The 22,379-nt window shown below is 65.0% G+C and carries 20 protein-coding genes and 1 riboswitch; of the genes, 14 read left to right on the forward strand and 6 right to left on the reverse strand.

The genetic code is table 11. The features are described from left to right. Position 1: 1 nt before the first annotated feature. The 4 genes from CH266_RS11530 to CH266_RS11545 all read left to right on the forward strand — a co-directional run bounded on the left by CH266_RS11530 (position 2) and on the right by CH266_RS11545 (position 5,262). Entirely contained in the window at positions 2 to 1,213 is a 1,212-nt protein-coding gene (locus CH266_RS11530) for a M50 family metallopeptidase (RefSeq protein WP_032370793.1), read from the forward strand. A gap of 61 nt (positions 1,214 to 1,274) precedes the next feature. Further along, on the forward strand, positions 1,275 to 2,414 hold the full coding sequence (ispG, locus tag CH266_RS11535) for a flavodoxin-dependent (E)-4-hydroxy-3-methylbut-2-enyl-diphosphate synthase (RefSeq protein ID WP_032370959.1): 1,140 nt from the start codon (positions 1,275 to 1,277) through the stop codon (positions 2,412 to 2,414). 116 nt (positions 2,415 to 2,530) lie between these two features. Beyond that, positions 2,531 to 3,367, forward strand: a complete 837-nt coding sequence (locus tag CH266_RS11540; RefSeq protein ID WP_032366413.1) for a GNAT family N-acetyltransferase — start codon at positions 2,531 to 2,533, stop codon at positions 3,365 to 3,367. A gap of 104 nt (positions 3,368 to 3,471) precedes the next feature. Then, a complete protein-coding gene (locus tag CH266_RS11545; RefSeq protein WP_094715307.1) occupies positions 3,472 to 5,262 on the forward strand; it encodes a penicillin-binding transpeptidase domain-containing protein in 1,791 nt (596 codons plus the stop codon). A 22-nt stretch (positions 5,263 to 5,284) separates the two neighbouring features. Here the strand turns inward: CH266_RS11545 and CH266_RS11550 are convergent, their stop codons facing one another. Then, on the reverse strand, positions 5,285 to 6,154 hold the full coding sequence (locus tag CH266_RS11550; RefSeq protein ID WP_032383405.1) for a helix-turn-helix transcriptional regulator: 870 nt from the start codon (positions 6,152 to 6,154) through the stop codon (positions 5,285 to 5,287). Between the two features lie 139 nt (positions 6,155 to 6,293). On the opposite strand from CH266_RS11550, the gene map reads away from it, so the two are divergent. Together map and CH266_RS11560 are read left to right on the forward strand one after the other, a co-directional pair. Beyond that, positions 6,294 to 7,169 carry a type I methionyl aminopeptidase gene (gene map / locus CH266_RS11555; protein ID WP_052055004.1) on the forward strand — a complete coding sequence of 292 codons (876 nt, stop codon included), beginning with the start codon at positions 6,294 to 6,296 and terminating at the stop codon, positions 7,167 to 7,169. Positions 7,170 to 7,247: 78 nt separating this feature from the next. Continuing rightward, complete coding sequence (locus CH266_RS11560; protein ID WP_094715308.1) at positions 7,248 to 8,777, forward strand: cobyric acid synthase; 1,530 nt, start codon at positions 7,248 to 7,250, stop codon at positions 8,775 to 8,777. On the opposite strand, the gene CH266_RS11565 is transcribed toward CH266_RS11560, so the two are convergent. The 3 genes from CH266_RS11565 to CH266_RS11575 are packed head-to-tail and all read right to left on the reverse strand — an operon-like array spanning position 8,761 to position 10,762. Next, entirely contained in the window at positions 8,761 to 9,456 is a 696-nt protein-coding gene (locus tag CH266_RS11565) for an ABC transporter permease (protein WP_094715309.1), read from the reverse strand. The genes CH266_RS11560 and CH266_RS11565 overlap by 17 nt on opposite strands. Next, complete coding sequence (locus CH266_RS11570; protein WP_094715310.1) at positions 9,453 to 10,403, reverse strand: ABC transporter ATP-binding protein; 951 nt, start codon at positions 10,401 to 10,403, stop codon at positions 9,453 to 9,455. Before CH266_RS11570 ends, CH266_RS11565 begins: the two co-directional genes overlap by 4 nt. Beyond that, positions 10,400 to 10,762: a GntR family transcriptional regulator gene (locus tag CH266_RS11575; RefSeq protein ID WP_027496722.1), complete on the reverse strand. Its 363-nt coding sequence runs from the start codon at positions 10,760 to 10,762 to the stop codon at positions 10,400 to 10,402. The genes CH266_RS11570 and CH266_RS11575 overlap by 4 nt, the downstream gene beginning before the upstream one ends. 106 nt (positions 10,763 to 10,868) lie before the next feature. Between CH266_RS11575 and CH266_RS11580 the strand changes: the two genes are divergently transcribed. Further along, positions 10,869 to 11,435 carry an alpha/beta fold hydrolase gene (locus CH266_RS11580; protein WP_094715311.1) on the forward strand — a complete coding sequence of 189 codons (567 nt, stop codon included), beginning with the start codon at positions 10,869 to 10,871 and terminating at the stop codon, positions 11,433 to 11,435. Positions 11,436 to 11,442: 7 nt separating this feature from the next. Here the strand turns inward: CH266_RS11580 and mtr are convergent, their stop codons facing one another. Next, positions 11,443 to 12,828, reverse strand: a complete 1,386-nt coding sequence (gene mtr / locus CH266_RS11585; protein ID WP_094715312.1) for a mycothione reductase — start codon at positions 12,826 to 12,828, stop codon at positions 11,443 to 11,445. Next, entirely contained in the window at positions 12,825 to 13,865 is a 1,041-nt protein-coding gene (locus CH266_RS11590) for an alpha/beta hydrolase (protein WP_032383400.1), read from the reverse strand. Before CH266_RS11590 ends, mtr begins: the two co-directional genes overlap by 4 nt. Positions 13,866 to 14,056: 191 nt before the next feature. On the opposite strand from CH266_RS11590, the gene mqo reads away from it, so the two are divergent. The 7 genes from mqo to CH266_RS11625 all read left to right on the forward strand — a co-directional run bounded on the left by mqo (position 14,057) and on the right by CH266_RS11625 (position 22,340). Beyond that, a complete protein-coding gene (gene mqo, locus CH266_RS11595) occupies positions 14,057 to 15,577 on the forward strand; it encodes a malate dehydrogenase (quinone) (RefSeq protein WP_094715313.1) in 1,521 nt (506 codons plus the stop codon). 11 nt (positions 15,578 to 15,588) lie between these two features. After that, the gene (locus CH266_RS11600) at positions 15,589 to 16,065 is read left to right on the forward strand and encodes a GNAT family N-acetyltransferase (RefSeq protein ID WP_027496727.1); all 477 of its coding nucleotides are present in this window, start codon (positions 15,589 to 15,591) and stop codon (positions 16,063 to 16,065) included. An 85-nt stretch (positions 16,066 to 16,150) separates the two neighbouring features. Continuing rightward, a riboswitch (adenosylcobalamin-variant (AdoCbl-variant) riboswitch) is annotated at positions 16,151 to 16,243 on the forward strand. A gap of 54 nt (positions 16,244 to 16,297) precedes the next feature. Further along, positions 16,298 to 18,235, forward strand: coding sequence for a magnesium chelatase subunit D family protein (locus tag CH266_RS11605; protein WP_441347049.1), 1,938 nt, complete (start codon positions 16,298 to 16,300; stop codon positions 18,233 to 18,235). Positions 18,236 to 18,246: 11 nt separating this feature from the next. Beyond that, on the forward strand, positions 18,247 to 18,867 hold the full coding sequence (gene cobO / locus CH266_RS11610; RefSeq protein ID WP_094715315.1) for a cob(I)yrinic acid a,c-diamide adenosyltransferase: 621 nt from the start codon (positions 18,247 to 18,249) through the stop codon (positions 18,865 to 18,867). Then, complete coding sequence (locus CH266_RS11615; RefSeq protein WP_176457071.1) at positions 18,861 to 20,255, forward strand: cobyrinate a,c-diamide synthase; 1,395 nt, start codon at positions 18,861 to 18,863, stop codon at positions 20,253 to 20,255. Before cobO ends, CH266_RS11615 begins: the two co-directional genes overlap by 7 nt. Beyond that, a complete protein-coding gene (locus CH266_RS11620) occupies positions 20,246 to 20,635 on the forward strand; it encodes a cobalamin biosynthesis protein (RefSeq protein ID WP_052068864.1) in 390 nt (129 codons plus the stop codon). The genes CH266_RS11615 and CH266_RS11620 overlap by 10 nt, the downstream gene beginning before the upstream one ends. A gap of 37 nt (positions 20,636 to 20,672) precedes the next feature. Continuing rightward, a complete protein-coding gene (locus tag CH266_RS11625; protein WP_176457072.1) occupies positions 20,673 to 22,340 on the forward strand; it encodes a DUF7800 domain-containing protein in 1,668 nt (555 codons plus the stop codon). Positions 22,341 to 22,379: the final 39 nt, after the last annotated feature.

Raw genomic sequence — 22,379 nt, forward strand, 5'->3', positions numbered from 1 at the left:
CATGGTGTTCGCTCTGGGTGTCGTGCTGTTCGCCGTCGGAATCGGGGTATCGATCGCGCTGCACGAGGCTGGACACATGTGGACCGCGAAAGCGCTCGGCATGAAGGTTCGCCGCTACTACATCGGGTTCGGCCCGAAGATCTTCTCCTTCCGTCGCGGGGAGACCGAGTACGGACTCAAAGCCATTCCGGCAGGCGGGTTCTGCGACATCGCCGGCATGACCGCCATCGACGAGCTCGCGCCCGACGAGGTCGAGCGCGCAATGTACCGCCAGAAGACATGGAAGCGCATCGTCGTCATGGTCGGCGGCATCGCCATGAACTTCGTGCTGGGAATCGTGCTGGTCTACGTGTTGGTGCTCGGCTGGGGCACGCCGGATCGGGTGACGCCGACAACGACGGTCCAGGGCATCGGTTGTGTCAGCACGTCCCAGACCGAGGACGGTGAACTTGCGCCGTGTTCGGGAGACGGTCCGGCTGCTGAAGCCGGACTGCGCACGGGCGACATCATCACTGCGGTGAACGGTCAGCCGACAGAGACCTGGTCCGACGTCGTTCTCGCCATTCGGGACTCGACCGGGTCGGCCGATCTGACAGTCGATCGCGACGGTGCTTCGCAGACTCTGAGCGTTCCGATCCTTCAGGTTCAGCGCTACGTCGTCGATCCTGAGACCAAAGCGAAGAACTCGACAACCGTGGGAGCGATCGGCGTCACCGGCGGTCCACCGCCGAACATTCGATACAACCCGATCGAAGCGGTGCCCGAGACCTTTGTTTTCACCGGGGACATCTTCGTGCAGACCGGGAAAGCGTTGGTGCAGTTGCCGAGCAAGGTGGAGGCACTGTGGGATTCGATCTTCGGCGGTGAACGAGGGCTCGACACGCCGATGAGTGTCGTCGGAGCCAGTGTCATCGGTGGCCAGGCCGTGGAAAACGACAACTGGCAGACGTTCGTCGGGCTGCTGGCGTCGCTCAACTTCTTCCTCGGTGTGTTCAACATCGTGCCGCTGTTGCCGCTCGATGGTGGCCATATCGCCGTGACCATCTACGAGCGCATCCGCAACATTTTCCGCAATCGTCGCGGCCTGCCCGACGGTGCGCCGGTGGACTACATGAAACTGATGCCCGTCACCTACGTGGTCATCATCGTTTTCATCGGGTTCTCCTTGTTGACGCTCACGGCGGACATCGTCAACCCGATTCAATTGTTCTAAGTAGACTCGACAGTCGTAGCTAGGAAAGAAGGCCACTGTGTCCGTGTCAGTCGGATTGGGAATGCCCGCACCGCCGGTGCCCGTACTCGCGCCACGTCGAAAGACCAGGCAGCTCCAGGTCGGGTCGGTGGGTGTCGGAAGCGAGAGCCCCATCTCGGTGCAATCGATGTGCACCACCAAGACCCACGACATCAACGCCACCCTGCAGCAGATTGCAGAGCTGACGGCGTCGGGTTGCGACATCGTTCGTGTTGCGTGCCCCACACAGGACGACGCCGACGCGCTGTCGATCATCGCCAAGAAGAGCCAGATTCCGGTGATCGCCGACATCCACTTCCAACCGAAGTACATCTTCGCGGCCATCGACGCCGGGTGCGCAGCGGTGCGCGTCAACCCGGGCAACATCAAGGAGTTCGACGGCCGCGTCAAGGAGGTCGCCAAGGCGGCCGGTGACGCGAACATTCCGATCCGCATCGGTGTCAACGCAGGCTCCCTCGACCCGCGGCTGATGAAGAAGTACGGCAAGGCGACACCCGAGGCGCTCGTCGAATCCGCGCTGTGGGAAGCAGGCCTGTTCGAGGAGCACGGTTTCGGCAACATCAAGATCTCGGTCAAGCACAACGACCCCGTCATCATGGTCGCTGCGTACGAGCAGTTGGCGGCACAGTGCGACTACCCACTGCACCTCGGTGTCACCGAAGCGGGACCGGCTTTCCAGGGGACCATCAAGTCCGCTGTGGCCTTCGGGGCCTTGTTGTCCAAGGGCATCGGCGACACCATCCGAGTTTCCCTGTCGGCACCGCCGGCGGAGGAGATCAAGGTGGGAAACCAGATCTTGCAATCGTTCAATCTGCGCCCCCGCAAACTCGAGATCGTGTCCTGCCCCTCGTGTGGGCGCGCACAGGTCGACGTCTACACCCTCGCCGACGAGGTGACTGCCGGACTCGAAGGCATGGAGATCCCGCTACGCGTCGCGGTCATGGGCTGCGTCGTGAACGGGCCGGGCGAGGCCCGCGACGCCGACCTCGGTGTTGCGTCGGGCAACGGCAAGGGCCAGATCTTCGTCAAGGGCAAGGTCATCAAGACGGTCCCCGAAGCGCAGATCGTGGAGACGTTGATCGAGGAAGCGATGCGCATCGCCGAGGAGTTCGAGAAGGACGAGATCGCCAGCGGTGGCGCGCCGGTGGTCACCGTCAGCTGAGCGGGTACACCTGTTCGGCGTCCGGTTTGCCGCTCTGCCACCGGGGGAACACATTGTCTGGAATGATTCGCTTCAGAATCGGTGCGTACGCGGTAGGTGGGTCAGGAGGTCGGTAGGTGCTCAAGCTCCTCGGCGCGAAGCCTCTCGGTAATCGGGACGTCGCGCACGTGCTCCGGGTGCTCGACGCCGACCCCGTTGCAACCTGCATGGTTGCCGCGCGCGTGCAGGAATCGGGCCTCGATCCGAGGTCGTTCCACGGCGAGATGTGGAGCAGAGGCGGTCCGGACGAGTCGCTGTGCTTCTACGGTGCGAATCTGGTTCCGTTGCTCGGTTCCAGCGACGATCTTCGTTCCTTCGCGGACCGCGCGTGCCGTGGGCCGCGTCTGTGCTCGTCGTTGGTCGGCAGAGCGGAGTTGACGCTTCCATTGTGGGAAATGCTCGAGACGGATTGGGGTCCGGCGCGAGAGGTGCGCGGTGAGCAACCGTTGTTGGCCACGTCGGTACCGTCGTCCATCTCGCCTGATCCTCTCGTTCGGCTCGTTCGACCCGACGAGCTGGACGTGTATCTGACCGCGGCCGTTGCCATGTTCATCGAAGAGGTCGGCGTCGACCCGCGACTGAACGACGGCGGTAGGGGATACCGGCGTCGGATCGCCAGTCTCATTGCAGCGCAACGTGCCTGGGCCAGATTCGAGGACGGCCGCGTGGTGTTCAAGGCCGAGATCGGCTCGCAGTCCGGGACGGTCGGGCAAATCCAAGGGGTATGGGTGCACCCGGACCGACGCGGGCACGGCCTGGGTGCATCCGGAACGGCGACCGTGGTGAACTCGGTCGTCCGCCAGGGGCGTACTGCGAGCCTGTACGTCAACAGCTTCAACTACGTCGCGCGCCGGGCCTACGCGAAAATCGGTTTGACGCAAGTGGCGACGTTCACCACGGTGCTGCTGGACTGAGAACGGTCGCTCGATCGGCCTGTCCCGAAACGCGATTCGTTGCCGTGGTCGACGCACCGGCCGTATTACGATGGGGCGCAATGAGATCACGTGATGCGACCTGGATGCGCGGACGGCTGGGCGTGGTGACCGTGATCGGTGCCGTCGTCGGTGCCTGCCTCACTGGGTGTACACCCAAGCCCGACGGTCCGGAGCCCGCAGCTCAGGCTTTCCTCGCGGCCTTCGAGGCCAACGACATCCCCACGGCCGCCGCCGATACCGACAAGCCGGACGCCGCGGCCGCTGCGCTGAGCGAGGCGTGGACCAATCTCCAAGCAGAGGCCCTCGACGCCGAGACGACGTCGGTTCGAGTCGACGGCGACACCGCCACGGTCGGCTACACCTACCGTTGGCAGCTGCCCAAGGATCGGGTGTGGACGTACGACGGCCAACTGAACATGGGTCGGAGTGCGGGAGAGTGGGTGGTGCGGTGGACCGCCTCGGATATCCACCCGAAGCTCGGCGACACGCAGACCATGGCCTTGCGCTCGACGGCTGCACCACGCGCTCGCGTCAACGAGCGCTCCGGCACCGACGTCCTGGTGCCCGGGGTCGTACATCGAATCAAGTTCGACGCCTCGGCCGCGAACAACGTCGTGGCCTCGGCGACGGCGTTGTCGACACTGCTGACACCGTTCGATGCGTCGATCACGGCCCAGTCGATCGTGGAGTCGGCGACTTCGGTCGATGGCGACTACCCGGTGGCGCTGCTGCGAGACAGCGACTTCGAACCCATCTCGGCGGCGCTGACCGAGATTCCCGGTGTCACGGCGTCCGACGAATCGGATCTCGTGTCCACCGACCCCACCTTCGCGCCGGACCTGGTGGGCCAGGTCAAGAAGGCCGTCATAGACGACGTCGACGGCAAGGCCGGCTGGAGCGTGGTGACCAGCAACCGCAACGGCGTCGACATCGACGTCCTTACCGACACCCCGCCCGAGCCGGCACCGTCCTTCTCGATCAGCCTCGATCGGAATATTCAGGTCGCGGCCCAACGAGCAGTGAACGCCAGGGCCGAGCAGGCCATGACGGTGGTCATTCAGCCGTCCACCGGGGCCATCCTCGCTGTGGCGCAGAATCCGGCCGCCGATCGGGACGGTCCGGTCGCGTCGGCCGGTCTCTACCCACCAGGTTCGACGTTCAAGATCATCACTGCCGGGGCGGCGATCTCCAGCGGACTCGCGACCCCGGGGAGCACCGTTCCGTGCCCCGGTCGTATCGAGATCGGCGAACGAAGCGTCCCCAACTACAACGAGTTCGCCCTCGGTGACGTGACCATGAGCACCGCGTTCACCCGATCGTGCAACACCTCCTTCGCGAAGCTGGCGAGCGAGATGTCGCCCGACGCGTTGACTGTGGCCGCGTCCCAGTTCGGCGTCGGTCCGGACTACGACGTTGTGGGCTTGCCGACCGACTCGGGTTCGGTCCCGCCCGCGGACGAACTCGTCCAGCGCACCGAGGACGGATTCGGCCAGGGCAAGGTGGTGGTCTCGACCTTCGGGATGGCACTGGCCGCCGCGACGGTTGCCCACGGCTCCACACCGGTTCCCAATCTTCTGGTCGGACGGGAAACCGCCATCACCGGCGATCATCCACCGATAGAACCTGCCATGGTCGACGGGTTACGCGGCATGATGCGCTCGGTGGTCACCAGCGGCACCGCAGAGCGGATCGCCGACCAGGGCGAGGTGTACGGCAAGACCGGAGAAGCAGAGGTCGAGGGCGGATCGCACTCGTGGTTCGTCGGTTACCGAGGCGACATCGCCTTCGCGACCTTGGTGGTACGCGGCGGCAGCTCGGACAATGCGGTCGCCGTCACCCGGGAGATGTTCGAGCAGCTTCCGCCCGGGTACTGAGCGCTGCGCCGGTGGGCCGGGTTCAGCCCGACAGCAGCCCGAGTCGACGACACGCGAGAACCGCTTCGTATCGAGTGTGCGAGTCGGTTTTTCGCATCACGCTGCGGAGATAGGACTTCACCGTCTCGGCACCGATCGACAGCCGTGCCGCGACTTCGACGTTGGTGCAACCGAGCGCGACCTGCGAGATGACGTCGATCTCGCGTGGCGTCAATGCCTGCGAGTCGCCGGAGTCGCTGTCCTGGTTCGCCGTCCGACCGAGTGTTGCTGCCAGTCGCGCGGTGACCGCGTCCAGTCTGTGCTTGACCGCCGCGTCTCCGATCGACCGAGCGAGCTCGGCGAGCTCGTCGTGCACACCGCGCAACTCGGCCGTCCGCGAGAGGTTCCCGTCCGACGTGGCCCGCGCACTTTCCATGAGGCGCACCCTGCGGTCGACCTCGTCCCGGATGGCGATCTCCTGACCGAGGCGCCGGGCTGCGGCGGTCATGATGTCGCCGACTCGATCACCGAGGGGGCCGCGTTCTCGCACCGCTGCGTACATGACCATGCGGGCTGCTCCGGCGACGACAACCGGCACCGCCAGGATCGACTTGAGGCCCTCGCCGAGGACCGGCCGGTCGAAGTGGTGGGTGATCGACATCGACGCGCCGTAATCACTGACGGCCGCGGGCCGACGTTGGTCCATGACCCGGCCACCGAGACCGGACCTGGGCGGGATGGCGAGCCCGTCCAGCCCACGCGTGCGGGTGCCGTGAAATTCGCTCAGGTGCAGCGTTTCCGAGGACACTTCCCCGCCGAACACGACGGGCACGGCGGACGTCGCGGCGACCTGGCGTAGTTCGGCGCGAAGGGCATCGCCGTCCCGGGGGCGCAACAGACTGGAATGGACCACGACGCTTCCTTCCTCGGTTCGGGTACGTCGACGGCGAACGTGACCCAGATCATATCCCGTCGCGCGGTTGCGGATTCGGTGGCCTCGACCAGCAGCGCTGGTTCTTCCGGACACGGTTGCGACGACTACTCTGGACGGCATGTCTGTCACCGCCGAGAGCAAGCCCCGTCAGCCACTCGTGCCAGGCGTCGTCTCGCCCGTCCTCTCCGTGCCGAAGTCGATCGAGCGACCCGAATACGCGTGGAAGTCGACCGTGAACGAAGGCAGCGAGCCGTGGGTGCAGACCCCCGAGGTCATCGAGAAGATGCGCGTGGCGTCGAAGATCGCGGCTCGCGCTCTGCAGGAAGCGGGCCGGGCCGTGGCACCGGGAGTGACCACCGATGAGCTCGACCGTATTGCACACGAATACATGGTCGACCACGGCGCCTACCCGTCCACGTTGGGCTACAAGGGTTTTCCGAAATCGTGCTGCACCTCGCTGAACGAGGTCATCTGCCACGGCATTCCCGATTCGACGGTGATCGAGGACGGGGACATCGTCAACATCGACGTCACCGCGTACATCGATGGTGTGCACGGCGACACCAACGCGACGTTCCTGGCAGGAGACGTGTCCGAGGAGGCGCGCCTGCTCGTCGAGCGGACCCACGAAGCGACGATGCGTGCCATCAAGGCGGTCAAGCCGGGGCGCGCCCTGAACGTGGTCGGGCGAGTGATCGAGTCCTATGCGCACCGTTTCGGCTACGGCGTGGTGGAGGACTTCACCGGCCACGGCATCGGTACGACGTTCCACAACGGCCTCGTCGTGCTGCACTACGACCAGCCGTCGGTGGAGACCATCATCGAGCCGGGCATGACGTTCACCATCGAACCGATGATCAACCTGGGCACGATCAACGCCGAGATGTGGGACGACGGCTGGACGGTGGTCACACACGACCGTAAGTGGACGGCCCAGTTCGAGCACACGCTCGTGGTGACCGAGACGGGTTGCGAGATCCTGACACTGCCGTGAGCGGAGCCTGCGGAGTGAATAGAAATCTGATACTGCCGTGAGCGGAGCCTGCGGAGTGAATAGAAATCTGATACTGCCGTGAAAGGCGCTCTGCTGGTTGCCGGCACTACCTCCGATGCAGGCAAGAGTGTGTTGGTAGCCGGCCTGTGCCGGATGCTGGCGCGGCGGGGTGTTCGGGTGGCCCCGTTCAAGGCGCAGAACATGTCGAACAACTCGGTCGTCACGTTGGACGGCGGCGAGATCGGCCGGGCTCAGGCGATGCAGGCGGCCGCCTGTGGCCTCGAGCCCAGCGTGCGGTTCAATCCGGTGTTGCTCAAGCCCGGCAGTGATCGGACGTCGCAGTTGGTGGTGCGCGGGCGTGCGGTGGCCCAGGTGAGTGCGAGCAACTACATCGAACATCGGCAGGCGCTCCGGCATGTGGTCGCCGACGAGTTGTCCTCGCTACGTGCCGAATTCGACGTGGTGATCTGCGAGGGTGCCGGTTCACCGGCCGAGATCAATCTACGCGCCACCGATCTGGCCAACATGGGGTTGGCGAGGGCGGCGTCGCTGCCGGTGATCGTGGTGGGCGACATCGACCGCGGGGGAGTGCTGGCGCACCTGTTCGGGACGGTGGCGGTGTTGTCACCCGAGGATCAGGCTCTGGTGGCAGGGTTCGTGATCAACAAGTTTCGGGGTGATTCGGCTCTGTTGGCACCGGGGCTCGACCAGTTGCGGACGTTGACCGGGCGGCCGACGTACGGAGTCGTTCCGTTCGCCGACGGGTTGTGGATGGACGCGGAGGATTCGCTCGGCACCGTTCCCGATGCGCCCGTGGGCAGGCCCCGTCCTCCGCTCGGCTCGCAGTGGCTGCGGGTGGCGGCGGTGCGATTGCCGAGGATCTCCAACACGACCGATGTCGAGGCGCTGGCGTGCGAGCCCGGAGTGTCGGTGCATTGGGTCACCGAGCCTTCTCGGCTCGAGGATGCGGATTTGGTGGTCGTACCCGGCAGCAAGTCCACGGTGTCGGATCTGGAATGGTTGCGGCGCACCGGTCTTGCTCGTGCCCTTTCCGAGCGCGCCGCTGCGGGGAGGCCGGTTCTCGGCATCTGCGGCGGTTACCAGATGTTGGGCCGAACCATCTCTGATTCCGTGGAGTCGGGCGTCGGAACGGTCGAGGGACTGGGATTGCTCGATCTCGACATCGAATTCGCGGCCGAGAAGGTACTCGTGCAGGTGAGTGGTCGTTCCGTCGCATTCGGCTCGGATCCCGTGCGGGGGTACGAAATTCACCATGGACGAGTGGTCCGGAACGGAGACGATGCCCTGCTGACGACCGCGGGGGGCGTCGGCGAGGGCAGTGTGCGTGGCGGTGTCGTGGGAACTCACTGGCACGGACTCCTCGAATCCGATGATTTCCGTCGATCCTTTCTCGCCTGGGTGGCAGTGAAGGCGGGTCGCGCGGGATTCGAGGTTGCGTCCGACACGTCGGTTGCGGCCCTACGGGAACAGCAGTTGGATCTGCTGGCGGATCTGGTGGACAGCAACATCGATATCGACGCCGTTCTCGATCTGATAGAGAACGGCGTCGACGGCTCGACGAGCAAGATCGTCACGCAGATGCTTTGAGCAAGCCCATCCAACTGACGGTCGAGAAGATCCCGGTGATCACGAGCGGAACGACCACCAGCAGAAGCACGCGTGGGGTGTCGGTGAAGAACGTTACGACGTCGGGCCACCAGTTCTGCCACGTGATCACGATCGCGCCGCCTCCGAAGACGACGAGGCCGGCGAGTCCGAGCGTGAACAGACCGTTCGTGCGGAAGCGCCGGTAGACGACTCCGACGAACGCCCCGATGGACCCGATCAGTAGTAGCCCGATCACCAGAGTCAGCCACTGCAGGAGCGGGTTGTCGGTGGCGTAGCGGGCCAGACCGAACATGCGGATCTTCAGTCCGAAGCCGCCGGTCGCGGCTTCGACGACCGACAACAGGTAGACGATCGTGCCGAGGGCGACCGATTGTGCTACCCCCACCAGTGCTGTCGCAGTGAGGAATTCGCGACGCGTGATGCTCAGGCTCAGTGCGTACGGGAAGCACTGGGTGATAGCCGTGACGTAGAAGGCAATAGCGAACCCATAGACCGAGAACACGCCGCCGCTGAAGCTGAAATCCGAATCGCTTTCCGGAACTACCGAGAAGATGCCGTAGGTGATCACGAACACTGCGACGAGAATTCCCAGGGGCCACGCGAATGTGGTTGCCCAGGAGGTGTTGTGGACCCGAGCTACGTTCAATATTCGCTTCATGACAAGGCCTCCTCGGCGGTGGTCGACTCGTGGATAGAGCCGGAATGGGCAGTGGTTCGATCGATGATCAACTGCTGCAACGGAATCGGTTCGATGCTGAGACCGGACGCCACGCCGAGGGATTGCTGGTGATCGTTCAGTCGCCCGTCGATCGTCGCTCGGGCTGTCGAGCCGAGAGCAGTTCTGTGCAAGATTCGATGCTCTGCAGCGAACCGGTCGACAGCCTCGGTCGGACCGGTGATCTCGAATGCTCTCTCGCGCAGATCGTCCGACTCGGCGTCGAGCAGAATTCTTCCCTTGTCGATGAGAATCACGTGCTCGATCAGATTGCTGACCTCGTCTATGAGGTGCGTCGACAGAACGACCGTTCGGGGGTTCTCCGCGTAGTCGGTCAGCAGCCGGTCGTAGAACATGTGTCGTGAGACTGCGTCCAGCCCCAGGTAGGGCTCGTCGAAGAAGGTGAGTGGCGCTCGGGACGCGAGACCGATGACGATTCCGAGTGCCGACGTCATTCCGCGAGAGAGCTTCTTGATCTTGCGACCCAACGGGAGGTCGAAATCGCGCAGCAATTCGGCGGCGAAGTCGTTGTCCCAGTGCGGAAGAATGTGGGAGGCCTGCGCAATGGCGTTCTTGACCTTCAGATCGTCGGGATACTTCTGGCTTTCCTTGACGAAGCACACGTGACTCAGAGCGCGTGGGTTCTCCCACGGGCGTTCGCCGAATACCGAGATCCCACCATCACTTTCGCGCATCTGGGCGGTCATCATCTGCATGACGGTGGTCTTGCCTGCTCCGTTGCGGCCGAGGAAGCCGTAGATCTTGTTGCGTTCGATCTCGAAGCTCACGTCGTCGACGGCGGTGAACGAGCCGAACTTCTTGGTCAGGTGTGTGGCCGACGCAACGACGCGGCGGAGTTCGTCGGGCGTACCGATATCGTGGATGCTCATCGCGCTGCCTCCCAGTTGTCGAGCATGGTCTTGAGTTCGTCCACGGTCATTCCGAGCTTGCGTGCCTCGGTGACCAGCGGGTCGATGTACTGACGGGCGAACAGATCGCGTCGACGGAACCGGAGTGCGTCCCGTGCGCCTGTGGTGACGAACATCCCGATCCCTCGTTTCTTGTAGACGACGCCGTCGGCGACGAGCTTCGCGAGCCCTTTGCCCGCTGTGGCCGGATTGATGCGATGGAACGCGGCGAGCTCGTTGGTGGAGGGAACCTGTTCTTCCTCGGCCAGGGAGCCGTCGATGATCGAGTTCTCGACGAGCTCGGCGATCTGCAGGAAGATCGGCCTGCCCTCGTCCATCAGAGCCACCGCCGCGGCGGCGAGGTTCGGTACCTCACTGGTTCATTACTCATGCAACTAACCATAGAACCGGTGCGTGGTTCTGGCAAGAGGCAGTACCGTCGTCCCCATGGAGTTCACGCATGTGAGTGCTGCGGGCGGGTCTGTTTCGGTACGAGTAGCGGGACCGGACAGTCGGCACGCCGTGCTCCTGTTGCCGGACATCGGCGATTCGGTCGATGTCTACGACTCGGTGAGCGAGCGCTTGCACAACTCGGATCTGAAAACCGTTGCGGTGGAAGACATCGACGGAGTGGGGGACGACGCTGTTCTCGCCTTGCTGGACGAGCTGAAGCTGTCGTGGGTCCACCTCGTCGGGAGCGGTGCCGGTGCGGAATCGGCCTGGAGACTGGCGGCGAAGACTTTCGGTCGGTTTGCCAGCCTCATCGCCGTGGATCGTTGCCACCCGGCGATCGCCGACCATCGGGGCATCGTGCGGGACGCCGATTGCCCCGCAATCGAGTTGCCGACGACGCTGGTCATCGGCAACTCCGAGATGCGTTCGTCCGCCGACAACAGCGGCCGCTTCGTCTACTCGGACTTTCGGGTCGTCGCGCTCGACGGCGTCGAACATGTCGCGGCCGACGCCCCGGCGGCGCTGGCCACGGAGATCGTGCTCCGCACCAGCCCCTGGTGATCGAAACCTACAGGTCGAGGCCCAGGAGGGCGTTCTCGACCACCTCGGGCAGTCCTGGGTGGATCCAGTACTGACCACGGGCCATGTCCTGGGCGGACAGTCCGAAGCTCATCGCCTGGATGAGCGGCTGGATGAGAGTCGGGGCCTGAGCTCCGATGATGTGAGCCCCGAGTATCTTGCCGGTGCCCTTCTCGGCAATGATCTTGCACAGCCCTTCGCTGTCCTCCATCGCCCAGCCGAAGGCGACGTCGCCGTAGTCTTGGACCTTCACCGTGATGTCGAGCCCTGCGTCTCTGGCCTGTTCCTCGGTCATACCCACCTCCGCGATCTGCGGATCGGTGAACACGGCAGCGGGAACGAAGCGGTGATCGTAGGTACGCAACGCGGACGTGTCGCCGTGCCAGGCGTCCTGCAACAGGTTGTACTGGACGACGCGCGCTTCCTGGTTGGCCACATGCTTGAGCTGATACGGCGAGGAGACGTCGCCCAGTGCGAACACGCCCTCGGCGGTGGTGCGGCCGAACTCGTCGACCACGATGCGGCCCTCGTCGTCCAGCTCGATCCCGGCAGCACCGAGATTCAGTCGGTCGCCGTTGGGCTGGCGGCCGACGGCCACGAGAAACGCGTCTCCGAGGACCTTGGTGCCGTCCGAGAGTTCGACGCCGTGCAGTCCGCCCTCCGAAATCCCGCGCGTGTCACCGGAGTCGAGGTGAACGTCCCACTTGGCCCGGGCGAGCTCGGTGAATCGCTTCGCGATATCGGCATCCAACGCGCGCAGCAGCGAATCCTTGCGGGCGACGATCGATACCTTCGACCCGAGTGCGGAGAAGACGTGCGCGAATTCGGCTGCGATGTAACCGGATCCGAGGATCACGAGGTGTTCGGGCAGTGCCGGTAAACGCATGACGTCGTTGTTGGTGTGGTAGTCGACACCGGAATCTTCGATCGATTGCGGCACGATGGGACGCGAGCCGGCCGCGATGACGATCCGGTCGGCCGTGATGGTCGTGCCGGTTCCGGTGTCGATGGTGCGCGGCCCGACAAAGCTCGCGTGACCCTGGAACAGCGTCACGTTGGGGCTGCCCTCGGCCCGGTATCGCTTACCGCCCTCGGAGATGGGGTCGATGCGTCCGAATACCCGCTCGACGATGTCCGGCCAGCGGACCGCGTCGACGTGTGCATCGATGCCGTACTTGGCGGAATCTCGCACGGTACGGGCGACCTCGGCCGCGTAGACGTACATCTTGGTGGGGATACAGCCGACGTTGAGGCAGGTTCCGCCGAACGTCGAATTCTCCTCGATCAGGGCGACCTTCTTGTCGTCGAACCTCTGATCGACGATCGAGTTTCCCGAGCCGGAGCCGATGATGACGACGTCGAAGTGCTCAGTCATGAAATGTGTCCGATCTCGGTGTGGTCCTTGCCCGACGCGTGGTCGGTCTTCTCTCCTCGGTGCAACCACTCGAGCCATTCGTCCATTTCCTCGAAGGCCTGGGCGCGAGGGCCCTCGGTGGACAGGAAGACGTCGTGGCGTGCGCCCTCGATGGGGACGATGGAGGTTCGATCACCCAGGCAGCCGGCCCAACGGGCGATCTGCCGGACGTCGAGAACGGCATCGGCCGCGTCGACGGCCGAGCTGTAGCGGCGAGAGAAATGCGTCACTTTCGAGCGAAGGATCAGCGAGGGAATTCCGATATCGAGGCCGCGGTGCAGCTCGGCATGCCCGTGCCGGACCGCACGGATCCAGCCGAAGGTGATGGGGAAGCCGGCGAGGGGTTTCCAGTCCAGGTCGTAATCCCACTCGCCCTGCTCCGATGCCGCGAGGGAAAGGCCGTAGGTGTCCAAGCCGCCCCCGGGAACCGGGGTCTTGGCCCGGAATCTGCCGATGACGTCGATCGCCGCGGTACCGACGCTACGTATCGCAGGCGGGCCCTGCAGGTCGAACCAGGGGCTGTTGAGGACGACGCCTGCCAGGCCCAACCCGGACGAGCCGCCTTCCTGACGGTTGAGACGGTTGAGCCACAGCGGCAACACGAGGCCACCGGTGGAGTGCGCCATCAGCAGCACCGGCGCGTCCGCGCGCTCGGCGCGCACCAGGCTCAGCGCCTCGTTCAGCTCGGCGTCGTACATCGCCAGATCGGTGACGAAGTGTGCGGTCTGGCCCTCACGGCGCGATCGTCCACATTTGCGCAGGTCAAGCGCGTAGAACGCGTATCCCTTGGCGGCGAAATGCTCGGCGATGTGTCGCTGGAAGAAGTAGTCGGTGAACCCGTGGACATAGATGACCGCGCGGTCGAAGTTGGCGACACCCGGCGGTTGATACCGCACCAGAGTGGCCTCGACCTGGCCCTCGCCGTCCGGATCGTCTCCGAGTGGGATGGTCGTCTGTTCGTAGCCGTCGCCGAGGACATCGGGAACCCAGGTAGTCACAGATCACAACTGTAGTGGGCGCCGCCGACAGCGTCCGAGGAGCACAATCGAGAGCAGGTTGACGTGGTGTCCGATGGGGTAGGCCCAGCTAGTAACCTGACCGCATCGGGTGAGTAACCCTCTACAGAAGAGTTCTCGGACCGATACCGCCACCGGCCGAGACCTTTACAGACAAGGAAGTCGATTCTCCAGTGTCCACAGATGAGCAGGGTAAGCGGATCAAGACCGACGTCGTTCTGGTCGGTGCCGGAATCATGAGCGCCACCCTCGGTGCGCTGCTCCGTCAGCTCGAGCCGAACTGGTCGATCGACGTCTACGAACGTCTCGACGCCGCAGCGGCCGAGAGCAGCGACGCGTGGAACAACGCGGGCACCGGGCATTCGGCGCTCTGCGAGCTCAATTACACGCCGCAGAACAAGGACGGCAGCGTCGATATCGCCAAGGCGCTCAACGTCAACGAGCAGTTCCAGGTCTCGCGGCAGTTCTGGGCCCACGGCATCGAGACCGGCGTCCTCTCCGACGCCAAGAACTTCATCAATCCGATCCCGCACGTGAGCTTCGTGCACGGCGAGGACAACGTGAAGTACCTGCGGGCGCGCTACGAGGCGCTCGTCGGCAACCCCTTGTTCGCCGGCATGGAGTACATCGATTCCAAGGACGAGTTCACCGCGCGACTGCCGCTGATGGCTCGTGGCCGTGACTTCTCCGATCCGGTTGCGCTCAACTGGAGTCAGGAAGGCACCGACGTCGACTTCGGTGCGCTCACCAAGCAGCTGCTGAACTACCTGTCCGCTGCGGGTGGCACCGTGCACTTCGGGCACGATGTGCGCAACATCACCAAGCAGTCCGACGGCACGTGGGACGTCAAGGTGGCGAACCAGCGCACCGGTGCCAAGAAGAACGTCAACGCCAAGTTCGTGTTCGTCGGGGCGGGCGGCGGCGCGCTGCACCTGCTGCAGAAGTCGGGCATCGCCGAGATCAAGGGCTTCGGCGGATTCCCCGTCAGCGGCGAATGGCTGCGGTGCACCAACCCCGAGCTGATCGAGCAGCACTCGGCCAAGGTGTATGGAAAGGCCTCGGTGGGAGCACCGCCGATGTCGGTGCCGCACCTCGACACGCGCGTCATCAACGGCCAGCAGGGATTGTTGTTCGGACCGTACGCGGGATGGTCACCGAAGTTCCTCAAGCAGGGCAAGATCACCGATCTGCCCGGCTCGGTCAAGCCGGGCAACCTGATGTCGATGCTCGGCGTCGGCGTGACCGAGCTCGGGCTCGTGAAGTACCTGGTGAGCGAGTTGGCTCAGTCGCAGGCCGATCGGGTCGAGACTCTGCGGGAGTTCGCGCCGACCGTCGTCGCCAAGGACTGGGAGCTGGTCACGGCCGGCCAGCGTGTGCAGGTGATCCGGAAGAAGGGACGCGGCGGCGTTCTCGAGTTCGGTACCGCTGTGGTCAACGCTGCCGACGGCAGCATCGCGGGCCTGCTCGGTGCCTCTCCCGGCGCATCGACAGCCGTACCGGCCATGCTGGACGTGCTGCAGCGGTGCTTCGGAGACAAGTACGACGCGTGGCAGCCCAAGCTCAAGGAAATGGTCCCGTCCCTGGGGGTCAAACTGGCTCAGAACAGCTCGCTGTTCGACGAGGTCTGGGCCTGGACCTCGAAGACGCTGGAGCTGGAAAGTTCGCGTGAGCTCGCACAGCACACGGGTGTGTGATAGCAAAAGGTATGAATACGCAAGCAGCAGCTCTCAAACGATCGTGGGCACTAGACCTGTCCAACAGCACGTTGTACGACCTGTTGAAGCTGCGTGTCGAGGTGTTCGTGGTCGAGCAGGCCTGCGCCTATCCGGAGTTGGACGGACGTGACCTGCTGACCGAGACGCGGCACTTCTGGCTCGAACGAGACGGCGAAGTGGTGTGCACTCTGCGTCTGCTCGAGGAGCACGACGACGGCGAGAAGGCGTTCCGTATCGGCCGCTTGTGCACCCAGCGTTCGGCCAGGGGACAGGGACACACCACGCGAATTCTGCGGGCCGCCCTGGCCGAGGTCGGTTCGGCACCGTGCCGGATCAACGCGCAGAGCTACCTCGTCGACATGTACGCCAAGCACGGCTTCCTGCCCGACGGCGAGGAAGTGCTCGAGGACGGTATTCCGCATACTCCGATGCGTCGCGGTGGCGGCACCGCCTGGAGCGAGGCGTAACAGCCCGTTCGGATCCGAGGCTACGAATGCCACACACGTCCAGGCGTGTGTGGCATTCGTTCGTTCGGCGGTAGTGTTCCGTTCGAAGTCGAGTGCGGAGAAGTCCTGTGAGAATCAGGCGCGGTCCCGCCACTGTGATCAGGAGTGTTCTCCTGTCAGCCAGATCGCCGCCCGGCTTCGTGTAGTCCACCGAACGCTCGGCGCGGAACTCCGAGCACGAAGGGAATTGGTTGTGCAGCGAGAGAGCAGTGTCCCCGAACCGGGGTATCCGTTCAGTGCGATCGTCGGTCAGGATCAGCTGCGGTTGTCGTTGATCCTGTGCGCGGTGCACCCCGGTATCGGCGGTGTGCTGGTGCGCGGCGAGAAGGGGACCGCGAAATCGACGGTGGTTCGCGCGCTCGCAACTCTGCTGCCGGCCGTCGAGGACGAGGACGGTGCCCGCCCGGCCAAGCTGGTCGAGCTTCCGGTGGGAGCGACCGAGGACCGCGTGGTGGGGTCCATCGATCTCGAGAAGGTACTGCGCGACGGGGAACGAGCATTCCAACCCGGCCTGCTCGCAGCAGCACACCGCGGCGTGCTCTACGTCGACGAAGTGAACCTGTTGCACGACCATCTTGTGGACGTCCTGCTCGACGCGGCGGCGATGGGTCGCGTACATGTCGAACGAGACGGCGTATCGCATTCTCACCCAGCACAATTCGTCCTCGTGGGCACGATGAATCCCGAGGAGGGAGAGCTCCGGCCACAGTTGCTCGACCGATTCGGTCTGGCGGTCGAGGTCACCGCGTCGCGTGATGTGGACGTGCGCATGAACGTCGTGCGCAGGCGTATGAACTACGAGCGTGATCCCCACGCGTTCGCGGCCGCGTACGTCGACGAGGACGCCGCCGTTGCAGCGCAGATCGTGGCCGCACGCACGATCCTCGACGATGTGGTGTTGAGCGACAAGGAACTTCGGCGCATCGCCGCGCTGTGCGCATCGTTCGACGTCGACGGTATGCGCGCAGACCTGGTGGTCGCGCGTACGGCCTCGGCCCACGCTGCGTGGCGAGGTGCGAGCGAGGTGACCGAGGAGGACGTGCGCGTCGCGGCCGAATTGGCGCTACCGCACAGGCGTCGACGCGACCCCTTCGACGAGCCGGGTATAGACGACAAGCAGCTCGACGACGCCATGCGCGACGCCGCCGAACAGGCCGAGCAGCAACCCGATCCCGAGCCGGAACCGGATCCCGACGGTGACGGCGGAGCACCGAAGCCCGACGCGGCGGAAAATTCCGACGCGCCGTCGAGTACGGAATCCGACGCGCCGCAGGAACCGGCCGACAGCCAGGACAAGGCCCCGACCGGTGCGGGCAGCGATCGGCAGGCGGGAACGCCGGGCGCGCAGTTCAAGGCGCGGCTCATCGAACTCCCGGGGGTCGGTGAAGGTGCTCCGGGTAGGCGCTCGCGGTCGAGGTCCTCGTACGGACGGTCGGTTCGTCCCACCGTCGAACCGGGCCGGGGTCTGCATCTGATCGGTACGTTGTTCGCGGCAGCCGAGCAGCAGGTGGTGCGTGGGCGCACGTCCGGGCGGCTGCGACTGGCACCCGAGGACCTGCGCGGAGCCGTCAAGGAGGGACGCGAGGGCAATCTCATCGTCTTCGTCGTCGACGCGTCGGGATCCATGGCTGCGCGAGATCGACTGTCGGCGGTGACGGGTGCGGTGCTCTCACTGCTCCGTGACGCCTATCAACGGCGCGACAAGGTCGCGGTCATCACCGTGCGCGGCACCGAGGCCGAGACAGTACTGCCGCCGACGTCCTCGGTCGATGTCGCCGTGACGCGGCTGCGAAAGATGAAGACCGGGGGCAAGTCTCCGTTGGCGCAGGGATTCCTGACCGCACGAGAGTTGGTGCTGCGCGAGAAGGTTCGAGACCCGCTGCGGCGCGCGTTGGTGGTCGCTCTGACGGATGGGCGTGCCACGGGCGGCACCGATCCCGTCGGTCGGGCGCGAATCGCCGCCGGCCGCATCGCGGCGGACAAGATCGCGTCGGTCGTCGTCGACTGCGAGTCGGGCATGGTGCGGCTGGGATTGGCCGCGGACTTCGCCGGCTGTCTCGGAGGCGGATACGTGGCGCTCGCGGACCTGTCGGCCGAGCAGGTCACCGCCGTCGTTCGCGCAGCGGCGTAGGGGGATACGCGATGCCACAGGGAGTACCTGCTCCGGGAACCGTTCCGGAGGACGGCCTCACGACACGTCAGCGCCGCAATCTGCCGGTGCTCGCCGTGCACACCGGTCCCGGCAAAGGGAAATCGACCGCTGCGTTCGGAATGGCCTTGCGGGCCTGGAACCAGGGTTTCGATGTCGGCGTCTTCCAGTTCGTCAAGAGCGCGAAGTGGAAGGTGGGCGAGGAAGCGGCATTTCGTGCTCTGGGCGACGCGCACGAGAGCACGGGAATCGGCGGCGCTGTCGAATGGCACAAGATGGGCGAGGGGTGGTCGTGGACTCGCAAGAAGGGCAGCGAGGTCGACCACGCCGACGCCGCGGCCGAAGGCTGGCGTGAGATCGCACGGCGCATCGAGCAGCAATCCCATCGCTTCTACGTGTTGGACGAATTCACCTATCCACTCAAGTGGGGCTGGGTCGACGTCGCGGAGGTGGTCGAGGTGCTGACACATCGGCCGGGCAATCAACACGTCGTCATCACCGGCCGCGACGCTCCGCCGGAGTTGATCGCGGCCGCCGACCTCGTCACCGAGATGACCAAGGCCAAGCACCCGATGGATGCGGGTCGAAAAGGGCAGCGGGGCATCGAATGGTGAACCGGTCGTGTCCGGCCGTGGTGATCGCGGCACCCGCGTCGGGCAGCGGAAAGACGACGGTCGCCACCGGACTTATGGGTGCCCTGCGCGGTGCCGGCCGTCGGGTCGCTCCGTTCAAGGTCGGCCCGGACTACATCGATCCCGGTTACCACTCGCTCGCCGCGGGCCTGCCCGGTCGAAATCTCGACGCGGTCATGGTCGGTGCCGACCGCATCGGCCCACTGTTTCTGCACGGCAGCAGCGGCTGCGACATCGCGGTGGTCGAAGGCGTCATGGGCCTGTTCGACGGCAAGATCGACATGACCGGTCCGGGGGAGGCGTCCGCCGAGGGCTCGACCGCGCGAGTGGCGGCCATGCTCGGCGCGCCGGTGGTGCTCGTGGTCGACGCACGCGGGCACAGTCAATCCCTCGCCGCCGTGCTGCACGGATTCTCCACCTACGACTCGAGTGTGCGGATCGGCGGTGTGATTCTCAACCGCGTCGGCAGTGATCGGCACGAACAGGTGCTCCGTCAGGCCTGCGAACGAGTGGGTGTTCCGGTTCTGGGCTCCCTGCCGAGGATGAGTGAATTGGTCGTTCCATCACGGCATCTGGGGCTGATCACCGCGGTGGAGCACGGCGGTGCCGCTACCGATGCGGTCGACGCGATGAGTGCATTGGTCGCACAGTTCGTGGACATCGAGGCGGTCGAGGCTCTGGCGCGTTCGTCGGTGACCGTCCCGGCCTGGAACCCTGCGCTCGAGGTCAGACCGTCCGGCGGCGCACCGGTGATCGCTGTCGCCGGCGGCCCGGCGTTCACCTTCGGCTACACCGAGCACGTCGAACTGCTCAGGGCTGCCGGCGCAGATGTTGCGGTCTTCGATCCGCTGCGCGACGGATTACCCTCGGGCACAGCAGGAGTGGTACTTCCCGGCGGGTTCCCGGAAGAACATGCCGCCGCCCTCGCGGCGAACGAAGTGCTACTCGCCGATATCAGGACAGCTGCAGCCCGCGGATTGCCCATACATGCCGAATGCGCCGGGTTGCTTTATCTCGCAAAGAGATTGGACGGCCACGCCATGGCCGGAGTAGTCGACGTCGACGCGGAATTCGGGAACACGCTCACCCTCGGATACCGCGATGCCGTCGCCCTCGAATCGTCGACGCAGTTCGACGCGGGTAGCCGCGTCACCGGCCACGAATTCCACCGAACGAAACTGGTGGACGTCCGAGAGAGCGCACCGGCGGCGTGGGGTTGGCACAAGCACGGGGTCGACGGCAGAACCGCCGCACGCGAGGGTTTCGTGCAGGGTGGTGTCCACGCGTCGTATCTGCACACACACGCGGCGGGAAACCCCGAGTCCATCACGCGATTCGTTTCTGCCGCACACGATTACGCGTGCGTGTGAGGCGCGGCGTCGTCATCGGAATCGGCACCAGAGCAGGGGTCGGACCCGACGAGGTACTGCAGGCGATCACCGAGGTGATGCACGAGAACTGGTCGGTGGTGAGCATCGCATCGATCGACCGAAAAGCAGAACTGGTGGCAGCGATCGCGTCGAGAATGGGTGTTCGAGGAGCGACGTTCTCGGCGTCGGACCTGTCTGCAGTCGTCACCGAATCCGGGTCGGACCGGGTGCGAGACGCAGTCGGTACTGCCAGCGTCGCGGAAGCGTCGGCTCTGTTGGCCGGCTCGGCGCGGCGCCTGCTGGTTCCGAAGGCAGTCGGGGCCACCGTGGTCGTCGCGGTGGCCGCGACGGACGAAGAACCGGCGGATCTGCCGCACTGACTGGCGAAAGCGAGCCGACGAGGGCACTGTGGGTCGAATGAGTTCCGACAGTCTGGTTCTACTCGGCCCGATCGTTCGTTATGTCGGCACCGAGACCGCGACCCTGTGGTTCGAGATGGCGCACCCGTGCACCGTCACCGTCGTCACCGATCCCGGCGTCCGAGCATCGGAACGAACGTGGGGAGTGCACGGTCACCACTTCGCTCTCGTTCCTCTCGAGGGCCTGCCCGCCAACGCGCCGGTGAGCTACGAGGTGTTCGTCGACGAGCACAGGGTGTGGCCGGAGGACGGCAAGCGAGCCAGCATCCACACCGTGGACGCAGCGGGGCCGGTCACGCTTGCGTTCGGGTCGTGTCGGCGCGGCGACGATTACAGCGCGAAGTCTCTGAAGACGATCGGTGCCGATGCACTCGCCGGGCTCGGATCTACCCTCATCGAGCAGGATCCGGGCCAGTGGCCCCAGGCCCTCTTGCTTCTGGGTGACCAGGTGTACGCCGACGACCCGTCGCCCGAGATAGTCGAACGACTGCAGGCGCGACGGGAGTCGGGAGAGGGACCGACCAGTGCCATCGGCACCGACGCGGAGAACGAGATCTGCGACTTCGAGGAGTACTCGTGGCTGTACCGGGAATCGTGGGGACTCGAGCCGGTGCGGACGCTGTTGGCGAGCATCCCGTCGTGCATGATTCTCGACGATCACGATCTGCGCGACGACTGGAATTCGTCGGCCTCCTGGCGTCGTGACATCGAGACCCGGCCGTGGTGGAACGACCGCGTGATCGGGGCGTACTCGTCGTACTGGGTGTATCAACATCTGGGCAATCTCTCGCCGAAAGAACTGGCGGGGGACGAGATGTACGCCGCCGTTCGCTCCGCCGAGACCGACGCGGATCGCGAGAAACTGTTGGCCGACTTCGCGTTACGTGTCGATCGAGCCCCCGAGACCGGCCGGTGGAGCTTCTATCGAGATTTCGGCGACACCCGTCTGATCATGATCGACTCACGCTGCTCAAGAAATCTTGACCCCGACAACCGCGAAATGGTCGACGAGAAGGAATGGGCGTGGGTCCGCGAGCGCGCACTCGAGACGACGCCCCGACACCTGCTGTTCGGATCGTCACTGCCGTACCTGATGCTGCCGGCACTGCATCATCTCGAACAGTGGAACGAGGCTGTGGCACAGGGGAGTTGGGGGCAGAGGTCGGCCAAGGTGGCCGAAAAGATGCGAATCGGACTCGACCTCGAGCACTGGGCCGCATTCACCAACTCGTTCAACGACATGGCAGCCCTGACGCGTGAGCTCTCGCGCGGTGACGACAAGCCCGCGTCGATCATGTGGCTCTCGGGAGACGTGCACTGCTCGTACGTCGCCAACGCCGACTTCGGCGTCGGCGGGCGCGACGTGCCTGCGACGTATCAGCTGACGATGTCTCCGTTCCGCAATCCGCTGAATCTGCCGATCCGCGCGGTCAACAAACTTGCCGTCAAACGCCCGGCGGCGAGGATCCTGTCGAAGCTCGCGCGGGCCGCCCATGTGGGCCCGTCGGGTGTCGAGTGGCAGGCAGAGGCGGGCCCGTGGTTCGACAACGGGGTCATGCTGCTGACCCTGCACGGCGACTCGGCGCGACTGCAGGTCCACCATGCCCACGTCGACGATGCCGGGAAGCAGGTCCTGACACGAACGTCCAGCCTGGCGCTCGCCTAGAGCAGGCATCCCCGCCATGCTCGGGTGAAAACGATTGGC

The sequence above is a fragment of the Rhodococcus sp. 06-1474-1B genome (assembly GCF_002258885.1).
GTDB lineage: Bacteria > Actinomycetota > Actinomycetes > Mycobacteriales > Mycobacteriaceae > Rhodococcoides > Rhodococcoides fascians.

What these genes read in the sequence shown, in the direction of transcription:
- CH266_RS11530 (WP_032370793.1), top strand. Translation starts at nt 2, where the DNA reads ATGGTGTTCGCTCTGGGTGTCGTGCTGTTCGCCGTCGGAATCGGGGTA.
- ispG (WP_032370959.1), top strand. Translation starts at nt 1,275, where the DNA reads ATGCCCGCACCGCCGGTGCCCGTACTCGCGCCACGTCGAAAGACCAGG.
- CH266_RS11545 (WP_094715307.1), top strand. Translation starts at nt 3,472, where the DNA reads ATGCGCGGACGGCTGGGCGTGGTGACCGTGATCGGTGCCGTCGTCGGT.
- map (WP_052055004.1), top strand. Translation starts at nt 6,294, where the DNA reads ATGTCTGTCACCGCCGAGAGCAAGCCCCGTCAGCCACTCGTGCCAGGC.
- CH266_RS11565 (WP_094715309.1), bottom strand. Translation starts at nt 9,456, where the DNA reads ATGAAGCGAATATTGAACGTAGCTCGGGTCCACAACACCTCCTGGGCA.
- CH266_RS11570 (WP_094715310.1), bottom strand. Translation starts at nt 10,403, where the DNA reads ATGAGCATCCACGATATCGGTACGCCCGACGAACTCCGCCGCGTCGTT.
- CH266_RS11580 (WP_094715311.1), top strand. Translation starts at nt 10,869, where the DNA reads ATGGAGTTCACGCATGTGAGTGCTGCGGGCGGGTCTGTTTCGGTACGA.
- mtr (WP_094715312.1), bottom strand. Translation starts at nt 12,828, where the DNA reads ATGACTGAGCACTTCGACGTCGTCATCATCGGCTCCGGCTCGGGAAAC.
- CH266_RS11600 (WP_027496727.1), top strand. Translation starts at nt 15,589, where the DNA reads ATGAATACGCAAGCAGCAGCTCTCAAACGATCGTGGGCACTAGACCTG.
- cobO (WP_094715315.1), top strand. Translation starts at nt 18,247, where the DNA reads ATGCCACAGGGAGTACCTGCTCCGGGAACCGTTCCGGAGGACGGCCTC.
- CH266_RS11615 (WP_176457071.1), top strand. Translation starts at nt 18,861, where the DNA reads ATGGTGAACCGGTCGTGTCCGGCCGTGGTGATCGCGGCACCCGCGTCG.
- CH266_RS11625 (WP_176457072.1), top strand. Translation starts at nt 20,673, where the DNA reads ATGAGTTCCGACAGTCTGGTTCTACTCGGCCCGATCGTTCGTTATGTC.